General features: G+C 70.8%; 14 protein-coding genes and 1 pseudogene. 5 read left to right on the forward strand and 10 right to left on the reverse strand.

The genetic code is table 11. From position 1 onward, the window contains the following. Positions 1 to 33 precede the first annotated feature (33 nt). Both ABTZ58_RS04245 and ABTZ58_RS04250 read right to left on the reverse strand, forming a co-directional pair. A complete protein-coding gene (locus ABTZ58_RS04245) occupies positions 34 to 525 on the reverse strand; it encodes an LURP-one-related/scramblase family protein (protein ID WP_351350199.1) in 492 nt (163 codons plus the stop codon). After that, entirely contained in the window at positions 522 to 1,520 is a 999-nt protein-coding gene (locus ABTZ58_RS04250) for a GlxA family transcriptional regulator (RefSeq protein WP_351350201.1), read from the reverse strand. The genes ABTZ58_RS04245 and ABTZ58_RS04250 overlap by 4 nt, the downstream gene beginning before the upstream one ends. Before the next feature lie 52 nt (positions 1,521 to 1,572). Between ABTZ58_RS04250 and ABTZ58_RS04255 the strand changes: the two genes are divergently transcribed. Together ABTZ58_RS04255 and ABTZ58_RS04260 are read left to right on the forward strand one after the other, a co-directional pair. After that, the gene (locus ABTZ58_RS04255; RefSeq protein ID WP_351350203.1) at positions 1,573 to 1,998 is read left to right on the forward strand and encodes a cupin domain-containing protein; all 426 of its coding nucleotides are present in this window, start codon (positions 1,573 to 1,575) and stop codon (positions 1,996 to 1,998) included. Continuing rightward, positions 1,995 to 3,812 carry an NHL domain-containing thioredoxin family protein gene (locus ABTZ58_RS04260; protein WP_351350205.1) on the forward strand — a complete coding sequence of 606 codons (1,818 nt, stop codon included), beginning with the start codon at positions 1,995 to 1,997 and terminating at the stop codon, positions 3,810 to 3,812. Before ABTZ58_RS04255 ends, ABTZ58_RS04260 begins: the two co-directional genes overlap by 4 nt. A gap of 12 nt (positions 3,813 to 3,824) precedes the next feature. On the opposite strand, the gene ABTZ58_RS04265 is transcribed toward ABTZ58_RS04260, so the two are convergent. From ABTZ58_RS04265 to ABTZ58_RS04280, 4 genes and pseudogenes are all read right to left on the reverse strand, one after another. Beyond that, positions 3,825 to 4,073, reverse strand: a complete 249-nt coding sequence (locus ABTZ58_RS04265; protein WP_184985954.1) for a DUF6458 family protein — start codon at positions 4,071 to 4,073, stop codon at positions 3,825 to 3,827. An 88-nt stretch (positions 4,074 to 4,161) separates the two neighbouring features. Then, positions 4,162 to 5,511, reverse strand: coding sequence for a M18 family aminopeptidase (locus tag ABTZ58_RS04270; protein ID WP_502996003.1), 1,350 nt, complete (start codon positions 5,509 to 5,511; stop codon positions 4,162 to 4,164). Positions 5,512 to 5,585: 74 nt separating this feature from the next. After that, entirely contained in the window at positions 5,586 to 7,412 is a 1,827-nt protein-coding gene (locus ABTZ58_RS04275; RefSeq protein ID WP_351350207.1) for an acyl-CoA dehydrogenase, read from the reverse strand. A gap of 224 nt (positions 7,413 to 7,636) precedes the next feature. Further along, a pseudogene (locus tag ABTZ58_RS04280) lies at positions 7,637 to 7,792 on the reverse strand (intradiol ring-cleavage dioxygenase); the annotation flags it as partial. Between the two features lie 163 nt (positions 7,793 to 7,955). Between ABTZ58_RS04280 and ABTZ58_RS04285 the strand changes: the two are divergent. Together ABTZ58_RS04285 and ABTZ58_RS04290 are read left to right on the forward strand one after the other, a co-directional pair. Beyond that, entirely contained in the window at positions 7,956 to 8,420 is a 465-nt protein-coding gene (locus ABTZ58_RS04285; protein ID WP_094057835.1) for an SseB family protein, read from the forward strand. 224 nt (positions 8,421 to 8,644) lie between these two features. Then, entirely contained in the window at positions 8,645 to 9,622 is a 978-nt protein-coding gene (locus tag ABTZ58_RS04290; protein WP_351350210.1) for a pirin family protein, read from the forward strand. Positions 9,623 to 9,628: 6 nt separating this feature from the next. Here ABTZ58_RS04290 and ABTZ58_RS04295 read toward each other — a convergent pair whose 3' ends face one another. Then, positions 9,629 to 10,384: a hypothetical protein gene (locus ABTZ58_RS04295; protein WP_351350212.1), complete on the reverse strand. Its 756-nt coding sequence runs from the start codon at positions 10,382 to 10,384 to the stop codon at positions 9,629 to 9,631. Between the two features lie 134 nt (positions 10,385 to 10,518). After that, positions 10,519 to 12,657, reverse strand: a complete 2,139-nt coding sequence (locus tag ABTZ58_RS04300) for a SpoIIE family protein phosphatase (RefSeq protein WP_351350214.1) — start codon at positions 12,655 to 12,657, stop codon at positions 10,519 to 10,521. A gap of 188 nt (positions 12,658 to 12,845) precedes the next feature. Here ABTZ58_RS04300 and aspS point away from each other — a divergent pair, with 188 nt between their 5' ends. Beyond that, positions 12,846 to 14,609: an aspartate--tRNA ligase gene (gene aspS, locus ABTZ58_RS04305; RefSeq protein WP_351350216.1), complete on the forward strand. Its 1,764-nt coding sequence runs from the start codon at positions 12,846 to 12,848 to the stop codon at positions 14,607 to 14,609. A gap of 271 nt (positions 14,610 to 14,880) precedes the next feature. On the opposite strand, the gene ABTZ58_RS04310 is transcribed toward aspS, so the two are convergent. Continuing rightward, positions 14,881 to 15,246, reverse strand: a complete 366-nt coding sequence (locus ABTZ58_RS04310; protein ID WP_351350218.1) for a PH domain-containing protein — start codon at positions 15,244 to 15,246, stop codon at positions 14,881 to 14,883. Between the two features lie 128 nt (positions 15,247 to 15,374). Further along, a complete protein-coding gene (gene metG, locus ABTZ58_RS04315; protein WP_351350220.1) occupies positions 15,375 to 16,991 on the reverse strand; it encodes a methionine--tRNA ligase in 1,617 nt (538 codons plus the stop codon). Between the last annotated feature and the right edge of the window lie 5 nt (positions 16,992 to 16,996).

The raw sequence follows: 16,996 nt of genomic DNA on the forward strand, positions 1-16,996 counted from the left end.
ACCGGGCGCCGCGCAGGCCCCGACCGGACGCCGTCAGTCCTCCCGTTCCTTCTCCGCCAGGTGGATCACGCACACCGCCACCGCGATCAGCAGTGCCGGATCCGCGTCCTCGCGCACGACGTCCACGCCGTAGGTGTCCCGCACGGTCAGCCACCGGCGGGAGATCACCGCGAGCAGTTCCCCGTCGTACTCGACGGCGAACTCCCGGTGCAGGATCTTGCCGCTGACGTCCAGTTCGCTGCCGTCGGCCAGGGACACCCGGTAGTGGTTGCGCAGCAGGGACAGCCGTTTGCGGCGGATGGTCGCCAGCGGTTCCCCGGCCCGCTGCAGCACCATCGTGTCGCGCAGGGCGAGCATCTTCTGGTGGATGTCGACGAGGACGTGGCCCTGGGCGTCCTTCAGCTCCCAGGTGTCGCGCAGCCGCAGGGCCTTGCCGTCGACGAGGAACACCTTGGAGCCGTGCTCGTCCTCGATCCAGTAGTCGTCACCGAAGCCGAGGAGCCGGTCGTACACGAGGAATCTCATGAGACCAGGGCTTCCCCGCCGCCGCTGCCGAAACGCCGCCGATAGGCCGACGGGCTGAGCCCGGTCGTCCGCCGCAGCCGCGCCCGCAGGTTGGCGGCCGTCCCGAGCCCGCTCCGGGCCGCCACCACGTCCAGCCGTTCCTCACCCCGCTCGATCAGCCGGCAGGCCAGCGCCACGCGCTCGCCCGTGAGCCACGCCAGCGGAGTCGTGCCGAGCTGGGCACGGAAGCGGCGGTGCAGCGTGGCGGGGCTGACCCGCGCGCGGGCGGCCAGGTCCGCCACCGTCAGCGGCTCGCCCAGCCGCTCCTGCGCCCACTGCAGCAGCGGCGCCAGCGACGCGTCCCGCACCTCGGGCACCGGCCGCTCCACGAACTGCCGCTGCCCGCCGTCCCGGTGCGCGGCGAACACCAGCCGGCGGGAGACGTGGTTGGCGATCTCCGCACCGTGGTCACGGCGCCAGAGGTACAGCCCCAGGTCGAGCGCGGCCGCGCTGCCCGCCGCGGTGAGGACGTCGTCCTCGTCGACGAAGAGGACGTCCGGCTCCAGCAGCACCCGCGGGTGCAGCCGGCGGAAGGAGTCCGCCCAGCGCCAGTGCGTCGCCGCCCGTCGGCCGTCCAGCAGCCCGGCCTCGGCGAGTGCGAACGCGCCGGTGCAGAAGCTGACCACTCGGGCGCCGCGGGCGTGCGCGCGGCGTATGGCGTCCAGGACGGCGGGGACCCGGGGCACGACGTTGTCCGGCCGGCCCGGCACCACCAGCGTGTCCGCCCCGTCCACGGCGTCCAGGCCCGGGACGCCGCTCAGCGTGAAGAAGCCGTGGTTCATCCGGACCTCCGGCACGGGCGCGCACAGCGTCACCTCGTACAGCGGCCCCGGCAGCCCCAGCTCGGGCCGCGGCAGCCCGAACAGCTCGGTGGCCACCCCGACCTCGAAGGGGTTGGTCCCCTCGTCCACGATCACGGCGACCCGGTGCGGGCGCTGCGAGGATTCTTGCGACATGTGCGATTCCTAGCACTCGTGGGCGCCGTACGGCACCCCGCAGGATCGGTTCATGACCCACGAACCCGTCTCCCTCGCCGACGCCCTGGCCTCCTTCACCGAGCGGTGGAGCCCTCGCATCGTCACCGCCGTCAACGACTACGACGTCCGGATCGCCCAGGTCGAGGGCGACCACGTCTGGCACGCGCACGACCACACCGACGAGTTCTTCCTCGTTCTCGACGGCGAGCTGCACATCGCCCTGCGCGAGCCGTCCGGCGAGCGCACGGTCGTCCTGCCCACAGGCAGCGTCTTCACCGTCCCGCGCGGCACCGAGCACAAGCCGTACGCCCCCGTGCCGACCGCGATCCTGATGTTCGAGCCCACCGGCACCCTCACCGTCGGCGACCGCCACGACGAGGTCCCGGACCACGTGGACGCCACGACCGGTCACGCGCTGGACCGGACGCCGGGGCCGGATGACACCCTGGGGTCATGAACGACTCCGCACCCCGACGCGTCCGCGTCCGTGCCCCCGAGCTGATCGGCAGGGGTGGCTGGCTGAACACGGGCGGGCAGCAGTACACGCTCGCCGATCTGCGCGGACGCATCGTCGTCCTGGACTTCTGGACCTTCTGCTGCATCAACTGCCTGCACGTCCTGGATGAGTTGCGGGAGCTGGAGGAGAAGCACCGGGACACGGTCGTGGTCGTCGGGGTGCACTCCCCGAAGTTCGCGCACGAGGCGGAGCACGGAGCGGTCGTCGACGCCGTGGAGCGCTACGGGGTGGAGCACGCGGTGCTCGACGACCCGGAGCTGGCCACGTGGAAGCAGTACGCCGTGCGCGCCTGGCCGACACTCGTGGTGATCGACCCCGAGGGGTACGTCGTCGCCCAGCACGCCGGTGAAGGGCATGTACACGCCATCGAGCGGCTGGTCGGGGAGCTGGAGGACGAGCACGCGGCCAAGGGCACGCTGCGGCGCGGCGACGGGCCCTACGTGGCGCCGGAGCCGGAGCCGACGGTGCTGCGCTTCCCCGGCAAGGCCGTGCCGCTGCCGGGCGGGACCTTCCTGGTGAGCGACACGACCCGGCACCAGCTGGTGGAGCTCGCCGCGGACGGGGAGAGCGTGCTGCGCAGGATCGGCGCCGGCACGCGGGGCTTCGCCAACGGGGCCGCCGGCACCGCCACGTTCAACGAGCCGCAGGGGCTCGCCGTCCTCGACGACGGGTCGGTGGTCGTCGCCGACACCGTCAACCACGCCCTGCGGCGGCTGGACCTCGCCACCGGCGAGGTCACCACCCTCGCCGGCACGGGCCGGCAGTGGTGGCAGGGCTCCCCCACCTCGGGCCCGGCCCGCGAGGTCGACCTGTCCTCGCCCTGGGACGTCGCCTGGTGGCGGGGCCGGGTGTGGATCGCCATGGCCGGGGTGCACCAGCTGTGGGCGTACGACCCGCGGGACGGGACGGTGGCCGTCACGGCCGGGACGACCAACGAAGGGCTGGTCGACGGGCCGGGCGACCAGGCCTGGTTCGCGCAGCCGTCCGGGCTCGCCGCCACGGACGAGCGGCTCTGGCTCGCCGACTCGGAGACGTCCGCCCTGCGCTGGGTGGATCCCGACGGCTCGGTCCACACCGCCGTCGGCGCCGGCCTGTTCGACTTCGGCCACCGGGACGGCCCCGCCGCACAGGCCCTGCTCCAGCACCCGCTGGGCGTCACGGCCCTGCCCGACGGCTCGGTCGCGGTCAGCGACACCTACAACCACGCCCTGCGCCGCTACGACCCGGCGACCGGTGAGGTGACGACCCTGGCCACGGACCTGCGCGAACCCAGCGACGCGGTGCTCGCGGGCGACGACATCGTGGTCGTGGAGTCGGCCCGGCACCGGCTGACCCGGCTGCGGCTGCCGGAGGAGGCGGTGAAGGTTGCGGGCGTGGCCCACCGCACCCGGCGGGAGCCGATCGAGGTCGCCCCGGGGCGTCTGCGGCTGGACGTCGTCTTCCGGGCGCCCGCGGGGCAGAAGCTGGACGAGCGCTACGGCCCCTCCACGCGCCTGCTGGTCTCCTCGACCCCGGCGGAGCTGCTGCGCGAAGGCGAGGGCGCGGGGACGGAGCTGTCCCGCACCCTCGACCTGAACCCCTCCGTGCCGGAGGGCGTGCTGCACGTCTCCGCGATGGCCGCCTCCTGCGACGACGATCCCGGCAACGCGTACCCGGCCTGCCACGTCCACCAGCAGGACTGGGGCGTGCCGGTCCGTCTCACCGCGTCGGGGACGGCCCGGCTGCCCCTGGTCCTTGCCGGGATGGACAGCTGATCCGGGGCGGGGTCACACCCCGTAGCCGTCGCTGTAGCCGTCGCGTGTGGGGCGCCGTCCGTCGTCCACGACCGGCGTCGTGGGGGGCACCACCACGCGCCGGCGCCTGGCGATGCTGCTGAACGTCGTGACGCCGATCAGTCCGACGATCATCAGGATCACTCCGACCAGGTCGAGGTTGACCCCCTGCATGTCCCAGTCGGTCGCGAACGTGAGGATGGCTCCCACGGCGATGAGGATGATGCATCCGCCGAGGCCCATGTGTGTCGCCTCCCTGTACGGTCCGGTCGTTCCGGTCCCGCAACACCGGGTACCCCCGGGGCGAACACCCATGCGGTGAGGGGCCGTTCTACCGCTCCAGAAAAGCCGTCAGGGCGTTGGCCAGCAGGAACGGATCGTCGGCGCCGCAGAGTTCGCGGACGCTGTGCATCGACAGGATGGCCACACCGATGTCGACCGTCCTGATGCCGTGCCGGGCGGCGGTGATCGGGCCGATCGTGGTGCCGCAGGGCATGGAGTTGTTGGAGACGAACGACTGGAACGGCACGTCCGCCGCCTCGCAGGCCGCCGTGAACTCCGCGCGGCCCGAACCGTCCGTGGCGTAACGGTTGTTGACGTTCACCTTCAGGATCGGGCCGCCGTTGACCCGCGGGTGGTGCGTCGGGTCGTGCCGCTCCGCGTAGTTGGGGTGGACGGCGTGGCCCGTGTCGGAGGACAGACAGACCGTGCCGGCGAAGGCGCGGGCCCGGTCCTCCCAGGAGCCGCCGCGTGCGAAGACCGAGCGCTCCAGGACGTTGCCGAGAAGCGGCCCGTCCGCGCCCGTGTCCGACTGGGAGCCGTTCTCCTCGTGGTCGAAGGCGGCCAGGACCGGGATGGAGGCCGGCTGCGACGACGACGCGGCGACGGCCGCGAGGGCCGCCGTGCCGGCGTGCACCGACAGCAGGTTGTCCATGCGCGGGCCGGCCAGCAGTTCACGGTCGCGGCCGAGGTAGGCGGGCGGCTCCACGGAGTGCGTCATCAGGTCCCAGCCGGTGACCTCGCCCGCGGGGATGCCGGCGGTCTCCTCCAGGAAGGCGATCAGGTCGCCGTCGCGCACGTCACCGCCCAGGCCCCAGACCGGCTGCATGTGCCGCTGCTTGTCGAGCTTGAGACCGTCGGCCGTCACCGAGCGGTCCAGGTGGATGGCGAGCTGCGGGACGCGCAGCAGCGGCCGGTCCACGTTCACCAGCCGGGTCGAGCCGTCGCGCAGGGTCAGCCGGCCGGCGATGCCGAGGTCGCGGTCGAGCCAGGAGTTGAGCAGCGGCCCGCCGTAGATCTCCACGGCCACCTGGCGCCAGCCGTGCGCCCCGCTGTCGGGGAGCGGCTTGACGCGCAGGTTGGGGGAGTCGGTGTGGGCGCCGACGATGCGGAACGGCGTGTGCGGCGCAGCGCCCTCCGGCACGTACCAGGCGACGATCGCGCCGCCGCGCAGCACGTACTTGCCGCCGCTCGTCCCGTCCCAGGCGTCCGTCTCGGCGACCTGCCGGAAGCCGGCCTTCTCCAGCCGCTCGGCGGCGTTCTCCACGGCGTGGTACGGCGACGGGCTCGCCGCAAGGAAGGTCATGAGGTCGTCGGTGTGGCCGCGGTCGAAAGTGAGAGGTGCGCGCGAAGCGCTCGCTGCAGGGGCGGCGGTGGGAGACGGGCGGGCTGGTTCGGTCATGCATTCACCTTAACGACGGACGAGGGCCCGCTCCCGGTGTGGGGGAACGGGCCCTCGAACCGAGGACGTGCGGATCAGAACGCGGCCTCGTCCAGCTCCATCAGGTCCAGCTCGACGCCCTCGGCGACCTTGCGGGCCAGGGTGACGCCCGGCAGGACGTTGGCGGCGAAGAACTTCGCGGCCGCGATCTTGCCGGTGTAGAAGGCCTTGTCCCTGGCGGAGGCGGTCTCCAGCTTCTCGGCGGCGATCGCGGCGCCCTTGAGCAGCAGGTAACCGACGACGACGTCACCGGAGGCCATCAGCAGGCGGGTGGTGTTGAGCCCGACCTTGTAGATGTTCTTGACGTCCTGCTCGGTGGCGGCGAGGTCGGTCAGCATCAGGCCGACGATCGCCTCCAGCTCCACGGCCGCCTTGGCCAGGTGCTCGCGGGCGCTCGCCAGCTCCTCGCCGCCGGTGCCGAGCGCCAGGAACTTCTTGATGTCCTCGGCGAGGGAGTTCAGAGCGGCGCCCTGGTTGCGGACGATCTTCCGGAAGAAGAAGTCCTGGCCCTGGATGGCCGTGGTGCCCTCGTAGAGGGTGTCGATCTTGGAGTCCCGGATGTACTGCTCGATCGGGTACTCCTGCAGGAAGCCCGAGCCGCCGAAGGTCTGCAGCGACTGGGCGAGCAGCTCGTAGCCCTTCTCGGAGCCGTAGCCCTTGACGATGGGCAGGAGCAGGTCGTTCAGCGCGTGCTCGGTGGAGGCGTCCTCGCCGGCGGCCTCCTTGATCTGGATGGCGTCCTGGATCGAGGCGGTGTACATCACCAGGGCGCGCATGCCCTCCGCGTACGCCTTCTGCGTGATCAGCGAGCGGCGCACGTCCGGGTGGTGCGTGATGGTGACCTTGGGCGCGGTCTTGTCCATGAAGTTCGCCAGGTCCGGACCCTGGACGCGCTCCTTGGCGTACTCCAGCGCGTTCAGGTAGCCCGTGGACAGCGTGGAGATGGCCTTCGTGCCGACCATCATGCGGGCGAACTCGATGATGCGGAACATCTGGCGGATGCCGTCGTGCTTGTCGCCGACCAGCCAGCCCTTGGCGGGGTGCTTGTCGCCGAACGTCATCTCGCAGGTGTTGGAGGCCTTCAGGCCCATCTTGTGCTCGACGTTCGTGGCGTAGACGCCGTTGCGCTCGCCCAGCTCGCCGGTCTCGAAGTCGAACAGGTACTTCGGGACGAGGAAGAGGGACAGGCCCTTGGTGCCGGGGCCGGCGCCCTCGGGGCGGGCCAGCACGTAGTGGAGGATGTTCTCCGACATGTCGTGCTCACCGGAGGTGATGAAGCGCTTCACGCCCTCGATGTGCCAGGAGCCGTCCTCCTGCTGCACGGCCTTGGTGCGGCCGGCGCCCACGTCGGAGCCCGCGTCGGGCTCGGTGAGGACCATCGTGGAGCCCCACTGCTTCTCCGTGGCGATCTTGGCTATGTGCTTCTGGACCTCGTTGCCCTCCTCGAAGAGGATGCCGGCGAAGGCGGGGCCCGAGGAGTACATCCACACGGCCGGGTTCGCGCCCAGGATCAGCTCGGCGTAGGCCCAGATGAGGGAGCGCGGCGCGGTGGTGCCGCCGATCTCCTCGGGCAGCCCGAGGCGCCAGTACTCGGAGTCCATGAAGGCCTGGTAGCTCTTCTTGAAGGACGCGGGGACCGGCGCGGTGTTGGTCTCCGGGTCGAAGACCGGCGGGTTGCGGTCGGCGTCGGCGAAGGACTCGGCCAGCTCGTTCTCCGAGAGGCGGGTCAGCTCCTCCAGGATGCTCTTCGCGGTCTCGACGTCCATCTCCTCGAACGGACCGCTGCCGTAGACCTTGTCGCGCCCGAGTACTTCGAAGAGGTTGAACTCGATGTCGCGGAGATTCGACTTGTAGTGCCCCATGGCGACGGCTCCCGGCTCCGTAGAGAGATCGGCGAGGCACTGGATCCTCGCGCTAGTTCACGTACCAACAAGTAGCTACACATGATGCTACCCGTCGGTAATAAGAGGCAACCCCGATCCGGTCATCTGTGACGCGTGGCTCAGCCGGCGGCCGCTGTCGTACCGGCACCGTGAGTTCGGCCGTGTATCCCCGGTCGGCACTGGCCTGCGCGGCCGTCGGCCGGCACGTCCACCCCGTTCGAGCCGTCCCCGGGGAAGGGACCGGCCGTCTCCTCCGGGATCGGCGCGCAGGCCGGGTCGGAGGGCGGGGCCGAGGGCTTCCCGTCCGGCGTGCAGCCCACCAGCGGGACCAGGCCCACGCCGGCCGTCAGCCGGATCATCCTGCGGCGGGCGAGCACCGGCGGGTCGCTGGCCGCACATCCACCTCGACGCTACGAGCGCCGGACCCGGCGATCCGCGGGCCCGCGGCTGTCGAGTCGCCGTCGGTTTCCCTCGGCCGCATACCGGCCCGCCCGCCCGGCCGCTCTCGGTACGCTTGCGCTCATGTACGGCTACGACCAGACAGCGGGCCCGCAAGCGCAGTACGCCCCTCCGCAGCAGCCGATGTCCGGTGGGTACGGGCAGCAGCCGCCGCTGTACCCCGAGCCGTCCCCGCCCTCGCTCGCCGACGCGGTGCGCGCGTTCACGACGGGGCAGATGGCGGCCGAGGACTTCCAGCAGGTCTTCGCCACGTCGAAGGTGTACTGCCCGCGCGGCGACAACCCCGGCTTCCTCGCCCTGCACAACACGCAGCAGCCGGTGATCCCGATGTTCAGCACGCTCAAGGAGCTGCGCCGGTACGCGGGCAAGGAGTCCAAGTACTTCGTGATCACCGGCGCCGAGGTGCTGGACCTGCTGCCCACGGGCTACGGCTTCGTCCTCGACATGGAGGGCGAGCACCGCATGGTGTTCGACGCCAAGGCCGTGGAGCAGATGGTCGAGTTCGCGATGCGCCGGATGTACGGCTAGCGCCGTCGCAGCCGGGGCGACACTTCAGGTCGCGCACTGATCGGCCGACGCCCGGGGCCCGCAGGCCGTCACCCCCCGAGGGGGTGACGGCCTTTCGCCGTGCCGGACTCCCGTGGTTCGCTGCGCCGTCCCCCTGGCCGGGAATGCCCTCCCGGCTTTCTCTGTTGGGGGTGGCAGAAAGTTCAACGCTCAACTAAACTGGGCGCACCCGAGGAGGAACCGACATGCCTGCTGTGACCGTCGAGAACCCGCTGACGCTGCCCCGAGTGACCGCACCCGCCGACGCCGTGGCACGTCCCGTGCTCGCCGTCACGACCGCCCCGAGCGGTTTCGAGGGCGAGGGCTTCCCGGTGCGCCGGGCGTTCGCGGGGATCAACTACCGCCACCTCGACCCGTTCATCATGATGGACCAGATGGGCGAGGTGGAGTACGCGCCGGGCGAGCCCAAGGGCACCCCGTGGCATCCGCACCGCGGCTTCGAGACCGTCACCTACATCATCGACGGGATCTTCGACCACCAGGACTCCAACGGCGGTGGCGGCACCATCACCAACGGGGACACCCAGTGGATGACCGCGGGCTCGGGCCTGCTGCACATCGAGGCACCACCGGAGCACCTGGTGATGTCCGGCGGGCTCTTCCACGGCCTGCAGCTGTGGGTGAACCTCCCGGCCAAGGACAAGATGATGGCCCCGCGCTACCAGGACATCCGCGGTGGCTCGGTCCAGCTGCTCACCAGCCCCGACGGCGGCGCGCTGCTGCGGGTCATCGCCGGTGAGCTGGACGGGCACCAGGGGCCGGGCATCACGCACACGCCGATCACGATGATCCACGCCACGCTGGCGCCGGGCGCCGAGCTGACCCTGCCCTGGCGCGAGGACTTCAACGGTCTGGCGTACGTGCTGGCCGGGCGCGGCAGTGTCGGCACCGAGCGCCGCCCGGTCCACACGGGCCAGACCGCCGTCTTCGGCGCGGGCTCCTCGCTGACCGTCCGCGCGGACGAGAAGCAGGACTCCCACACGCCGGACCTGGAGGTCGTCCTGCTCGGCGGGCAGCCGATCCGCGAGCCGATGGCCCACTACGGTCCGTTCGTGATGAACACCAAGGACGAGCTCATGCAGGCCTTCGAGGACTTCCAGAAGGGCCGCCTGGGCACGGTGCCCGCGGTGCACGGGATGACCGAGAGCGGTCCGCAGGGCTGACGCCGGTCACCGCGCCCCCGGGTTCTCCCAGGTGATGACGTCCATGGTGACCGACGACAGGCCGTCATCGTCCTTCTGCCAGCCGAGGACGGTGACGGCGGCCACCCGGTTCTCGTCGGTGAGCACGCACGCGGTGAGCCCCTTGCGGATGTTCTTCTGATCGATGGTGAAGCCGAAGTCGGTGGCCGCGGCGCAGCTCTGGGCGGTCGCCGGGCCCTGGACGGTGGCCAGGTCGCCGTTGTCGCCGCTGATGGTCCAGCCGTCGCCGTTCGACGGTGTGGTGAAGCCGATGTCGGAGAACTGCCGGGTGAAGTCCAGATCCACACTGCCCGCGGACCGCAGCACCACCTTGCGGTGCTCCCGCACGGCCGCGCCCGCGCCCCCGTCGGCCGCGGGAGCGGCGGCGCCCGGCGGGGAGGCCGGCGGGCCGGAGGTGGCGGGCGCCGCCGTGCTGCCCGTGCCCGTGACTTCCGTGCCCGTACCCGTGGCTTCCCCGGCCGGGTCCGATGTCGCGCCGGTGCCGGACGACACGCTCGTGCCCGGGCCGGTCCCGACGCCGCCGGCGGTCCCCTGGCCGTCGAGCATCCGATACGCGACCACGCCGCCGGCGGCTATCAGGACGATGGCCACCACGGCGGTGGCCGGCCCCTTGTAGGAGAGGCGTCCCAGCTTCACCTGGGTGGAGGGGTCGCGTTGGCCGCCGCCTTCGTACGACACCGAGACCCTCTTGCCCCGGTCCTCCCGGGATGCGGACTTGCCCATGCGACTTCCTTGCCTGCGGTCGGAAAGCGGCCAGGGCACATATCGTGCAGGCGGTGTGAAGCACGTCGTCGTCACTCACCCGGCGGTCATGCGAAAGGGTGTATCGGGTTCAGTGTGTTGACGTCAGCGTCCGGTCACGGCGTCCAGGAGCCGTCACCCGAGCCGTTGACGGACTCGTAGAGCTCGAACCAGATGCTCTTGCCCTCGCCCCGCGGGTCCACCCCCCAGGCGTGCGCGAGGAGTTCGATCAGGACCAGGCCGCGGCCGGAGGACGCCAGCTCCCCGGGCCTGCGCTTGTGCGGCAGGTCGTCGCCCGCGTCGGTGACCTCGATCCGCAGCCGCCGCTCCCCCACCTCGCCGGTGATCTCGGCGACGAGCAGGGCGTCGGAGTCGGTGTGGACGAGGACGTTGGTCAGCAACTCGGACAGCAGCAGCACCGCCGAGTCGACCTGGTCGGGACAGGCCCAGTCGTGCAGCAGCTCCCGCTGCTGCTGCCGGGCCACCGCGATCCGCTCGGGCTCGGCCTGCGCGACCGTCAGCACCGAGCGACGCACCGGCGGCGCCGCCGTCATGGAGTCGCCACAGCCGCAGCCCCCGCCGTCCCGGCTCAGCAGCAGCATCGCGATGTCGTCCTCGCGGCGGTCCACGAGAGGGCCGGTGGTGTGGTGCGAGGACGGCCCGTGCACGGCCTGCACCAGCGTGTCGGCGAGCTCCTCCAGATCGCCCTTGTGCTCCTCCAGGATCGTGCGCAGCCGCCGCCAGCCCGTGTCCAGGTCGTGGCCGCCGGTCTCGATCAGGCCGTCCGTGCAGATCAGCATGGTCTCGCCCGGCTCCAGCGCGAGCCGGGTCGTGGGGTAGTCGGCGTCCGGGTCGATGCCCAGCGGCAGGCCCCCCGAGGTCGGCCGGGTCAGCACCGTGCCGTCGGCCATCCGGATCGCCGGGTCCGGATGCCCGGCGCGGGCGATGTCCAGCAGGCCCGACGCCGGATCGACCTCCACGTAGACGCAGGTCGCGAAGCGCGGGTCGGTGGGGTCCTCGTCGCTGATGCCGTGCAGGAAGCGGGAGGCGCGGGAGAGCACCGCGTCGGGGCGGTGGCCTTCCGAGGCGTAGGCCCGCAGGGCGATGCGCAGCTGCCCCATCAGCCCCGCCGCCCGCACGTCATGGCCCTGGACGTCCCCGATGACCAGCGCGAACCGCCCGTTGGGCAGCGGGATCACGTCGTACCAGTCGCCGCCGACCTGGAGCCCGCCGCCGGTCGGGACGTAACGGGCGGCGACGCTCATGCCCGGGATGCGCTGCGAGCCGAGCCTCGGCAGCATCGTGCGCTGCAGTCCGTCCGTCAGGGCGCGCTCGCTCTCGGCCACGCCCGCCCGGGTCAGCGCCTGTGCCAGCATCCGCGCCACCGTCGCCAGTACGGACCGCTCGTCCGGGGTGAAGGCGACCGGGTAGGTGAACGCCGCCATCCACGCGCCCATCGTGCGGCCCGCCACGGTCAGCGGCAGGAACGCCCACGACCGGCGGCCGAACCGTTCGGCGAGCGGCCAGGTCAGCGGATAGCGGGCCTTGTACTGCTCGGGTGAGGACAGATACACGGCCCGGCCGGTCCGCACCACCTCGGCGGCCGGATAGTCCGTGTCCAGCGGCATGTCCGAGAACGGGCTCTCGGTGCCGCGCTGCTGCCCGTGATGGCCGATGATCGTCAGCCGGTCGCCCTCCACGCCGAACACCGCCAGCCCGTCCGGCGAGAACCCGGGCATCGACAGGTTCGCGGTGACCCGCAGCACCTCCTGCGTGGAGCGGGCCTCGGCCAGGGCCCGGCCGGCGTCCAGCAGGAACGCCTCCCGCGAGCGCCGCCAGTCACCGGTGACCGCACTGCGCCCGGCCGGGGTGCCCGGTGTCGGCTCGGTGACCTCCTGGAGGGTACCGATCAGCAGATAGGCCTTGCGGGCCCGGTCGAACGTCGGCTTGGAGCGGCTGCGGACGACCCGGATCACCCGGCCCTGCTCGTCCATGATCCGGATCCGCACCTCCGCGAGGGTCCCCTCGGCGACGGCCAGCTGGATCACGCCGGTGATCTCGTTCCAGTCGACCGGGTGCAGCCGGGACCGGGCCTGGGCCTCCGTGAGGGTGACCTGCTCGGCGGGCAGCCCGAGCAGCCGTGCCGCCTCGGCGTCGACCGTGACCAGCCCGGTGGCGGTGTCCCAGTGCCACAGTCCGGTCGCGAGGGCGGCCAGGGCCTCCCCCACGGCGGGCAGGGGCTCGCCAGTGCGCATTGCCCCACTTTAAGAAGACGCCCTCGAACACTGCCACCGAGAGCGGCAGCGCGCTCGATCCCCTCGCCGGGACGCTCGCTCGTCGTCCGCGGAGAACTCGGGAGAGCCGATCTTCGCCTGCCCGGTACGCTGGGGACCAGTTTCACGTGAAACACAGACCCCGATCAGCGAAGACTGGATGAACGACGATGCATCGGTACAGGTCCCACACCTGCGGCGAGCTCCGCTCCTCTGACGTCGGCACCGACGTCCGGCTGAGTGGCTGGCTGCACAATCGGCGCGACCTGGGCGGCATCCTCTTCATCGATCTGCGCGATCACTACGGCATCACGCAGCTCGTGGCCCGTCCCGGCACCGCCGCCTACGAGGCCCTCGACAAGCTCTCCAAGGAGTCGACCGTCCGCGTGGACGGCAAAGTCGTCTCCCGCGGCGCCGAGAACATCAACCCCGACCTGCCGACCGGTGAGGTCGAGGTCGAGGTCGGCGAGGTCGAACTGCTCGGTGCCGCCGCCCCGCTGCCGTTCACGATCAACACCGAGGACGGCGTCAACGAGGAGCGGCGCCTGGAGTACCGCTTCCTCGACCTGCGCCGCGAGCGCATGCACCGCAACATCATGCTGCGCACGGCGGTCATCTCCGCCATCCGCCACAAGATGACGGCCCTCGGCTTCAACGAGATGGCGACGCCGATCCTGTCCGCCACCTCCCCCGAGGGCGCCCGCGACTTCGTCGTCCCCTCCCGTCTGCACCCGGGCAGGTTCTACGCCCTCCCGCAGGCGCCGCAGCAGTTCAAGCAGCTGCTGATGATCTCCGGCTTCGACCGCTACTTCCAGATCGCGCCCTGCTTCCGCGACGAGGACGCCCGCGCCGACCGCTCGCCGGGCGAGTTCTACCAGCTCGACATCGAGATGAGCTTCGTCGAGCAGGAGGACGTCTTCCAGCCCGTCGAGAAGCTGATGACCGAGCTGTTCGAGGAGTTCGGCGGCGGTCGCCACGTCACCTCGCCGTTCCCGCGGATCCCGTTCCGCGAGGCGATGCTGAAGTACGGCTCCGACAAGCCCGACCTGCGCGCCCAGCTCGAACTCGTCGACATCACCGACATCTTCGAGGGCTCGGAGTTCAAGGCCTTCGCGGGCAAGCACGTGCGGGCGCTGCCGGTGCCGGACGTCTCTGGCCAGCCCCGCAAGTTCTTCGACCAGCTCGGCGACTACGCCGTCTCGCAGGGCGCCAAGGGCCTGGCCTGGGTCCGGGTCGGCGAGGACGGCTCGCTGTCGGGCCCGATCGCGAAGTTCCTCACCGAGGACAACGTCGCGGAGCTCACCAAGCGGCTCTCCCTGGCCGCCGGGCACGCGGTGTTCTTCGGCGCGGGCGAGTTCGACGAGGTCTCCAAGATCATGGGCGCGGTCCGGGTCGAGGCCGCCAAGCGCGCCGGGCACTTCGAGGAGGGCGTCTTCCGGTTCTGCTGGATCGTCGACTTCCCGATGTACGAGAAGGACGAGGAGACGGGCGCGATCGACTTCTCGCACAACCCGTTCTCCATGCCGCAGGGCGGCCTGGAGGCCCTTCAGACCCAGGACCCGCTGGACATCCTGGGCTGGCAGTACGACATCGTCTGCAACGGCGTCGAGCTGTCCTCCGGCGCGATCCGGAACCACGAGCCGGAGATCATGCTCAAGGCCTTCGAGATCGCCGGGTACGACCGGGAGACCGTCGAGGAGAAGTTCGCGGGCATGCTGCGCGCCTTCCGCTTCGGCGCCCCGCCGCACGGCGGCATCGCCCCCGGCGTCGACCGCATCGTCATGCTCCTCGCCGACGAGCCCAACATCCGCGAGACCATCGCCTTCCCGCTCAACGGCAACGCCCAGGACCTGATGATGGGCGCGCCGACGGAGCTGGAGGAGGCGCGGCTGAGGGAACTGCACCTGACGGTGCGCAAGCCGCAGCCGAAGTAGGGCGCGGAGCAGCCTCCCAGTCCGAGTAGGACAACGGCCCGGAACCGGAAACGGTCCCGGGCCGCTGCTGTGTCCGGCACCCCGCGCTCATTCCTCGCGTGCAGGTGTGCCGCCTAGCAGGACCAGCTGAGCCCCTTGTCAGGGGAGCGAGCGGTCTGAGCCTCCACAGCGATCGGAAAGCCGTCTCCGTCGGACGGCTAGACCTTGAGCACCGTGTCCACACGGCGCCTCCCATTCGGAAACCGCAACGGCGTTCCTCTCGTACGAGGAGCTACCTCGCCACGAATTGGGTCAGGATGGCCTGGACCTCGTAGATGTCGACGCCCTTGGTGAAGGTCTTCTGCAGGGGGGTGGGGGTGCCGGAGATCCAGATCTTGAGTTCTGCGTCGAGGTCGAAGGTGCCTGCCGTTTCCACCGAGAAGTGGGTGATGCTGCGGTAGGGGACGGAGTGGTACTCGACCTTCTTGCCGGTGATGCCCTGCTTGTCGACGAGGATCAGGCGGCGGTCGGTGAAGAGGATGGTGTCGCGGATCAGCAGGAACGCGGCGTGGACCTGTTCGCCGTGGCCGAGCAGACGGGCGTAGTCCTGCTGGGCGGAGGCGGGGTCGACGGTGTGGGCGTTGCCGAACAGTGCCATGGGTGGTCCCCCCGTGTGTGTGGCGGCGGTCGTATCGCCGCACCTCAGGCGATCTTCGCAAAGCGACGGGCCCGGGAGAAGGGTCTCGCTCTCCCGGGCCCGTCGCTGTAGCGATGGTGTTACCGCTGTTACGCCGTCGGCTTCTCCTCCAGGCGCGGGAAGAGGACCGCGCCCTTGGTGACCGTCGTGCCGGCGGGGAGCCTGCCCCAGTCGCCGGCCTCCTGGATCCGCTGGTCCGCCAGGGCCCCGAGGGACGCCTCCGCGCCGAGCGACTCCCACAGCTTCCGGGACGTCTCCGGCATGACCGGGTTGAGGAGGACCGCGACGGCGCGCAGGGACTCCGCGGCCGTGTAGAGGATCGTGGCCAGGCGGGCCCTGCCCTCGTCGGACGTGTCCTTGGCGACCTTCCAGGGCTCCTGCTCGGTGATGTAGCCGTTGACCTGCTTGACGAAGTCGAAGACCGCCAGGATGCCGCCCTGGAAGTCCAGGTCGTCGCCGATGCGGCGGTCCGCCTCCGAGACGACCTTGGCCAGGCCCGCGTGGATGGCCTCCTCCGCCTCGCCGTCGGCCGCCGACGCCGGCAGTTCGCCACCGAAGTACTTGCCGACCATCGCCGCGACACGGGACGCGAGGTTGCCGTAGTCGTTCGCCAGCTCGCTCGTGTACCGGGCGGAGAAGTCCTCCCAGGAGAACGAGCCGTCCTGGCCGAAGGCGATCGCGCGCAGGAAGTACCAGCGGTAGGCGTCCACGCCGAAGTGCGAGGTCAGATCCTGCGGCTTGATGCCGGTCAGGTTGGACTTCGACATCTTCTCGCCGCCGACCATCAGCCAGCCGTTGGCCGCGATCCTGCCGGGCAGGGGGAGCCCCTGCGCCATCAGCATCGCGGGCCAGATCACCGCATGGAAGCGGAGGATGTCCTTGCCGACCAGGTGGACGTCGGCCGGGAAGGTCTCCTCGAACTTCGCCTGGTTCTCGTTGTAGCCGACCGCCGTGGCGTAGTTCAGCAGGGCGTCGACCCACACGTAGATCACGTGCTTGTCGTCCCAGGGGATCGGGATGCCCCAGTCGAAGGTCGAGCGGGAGATGGAGAGGTCCTGCAGGCCCTGGCGGACGAAGTTCACGACCTCGTTGCGCGCGGACTCGGGCTGGATGAAGCCGGGGTTGGCCTCGTAGTGGGCGAGGAGCTTCTCGCCGTACGCGCTCAGCTTGAAGAAGTAGTTCTCCTCGCTGAGGATCTCCACCGGCTTCTTGTGGATGGGGCAGAGCTTCTCGCCCGCGTACTCGCCCTCGCCGTCGAGGAGCTCGCCGGGGAGCTTGTACTCCTCGCAGCCGACGCAGTACGGGCCCTCGTAGCCGCCCTTGTAGATCTCGCCCTTGTCGTACAGGTCCTGCACGAACTCCTGGACGCGGTCGGTGTGCCGCTTCTGCGTGGTGCGGATGAAGTCGTCGTTGGCGATCTCCAGGTGCTCCCAGAGAGGCTTCCACGCTTCGGTGACGAGTTTGTCGGCCCACGCCTGGGGGGTGACCCCGTTGGCCTCGGCCGTGCGCATGATCTTCTGACCGTGCTCGTCCGTGCCGGTGAGGTACCACACCTTCTCGCCACGCTGACGGTGCCAGCGCGTGAGCACGTCGCCTGCGACGGTCGTATAGGCGTGGCCCAGGTGAGGAGCGTCGTTGACGTAGTAGATGGGGGTCGAGACGTAGTACGCCTTCGCCCCCTGCTTCTCGGATCCAGTGGCCGCCATGGTCG

It is taken from the genome of Streptomyces sp. NPDC094143 (assembly GCF_040303825.1).
GTDB lineage: Bacteria > Actinomycetota > Actinomycetes > Streptomycetales > Streptomycetaceae > Streptomyces.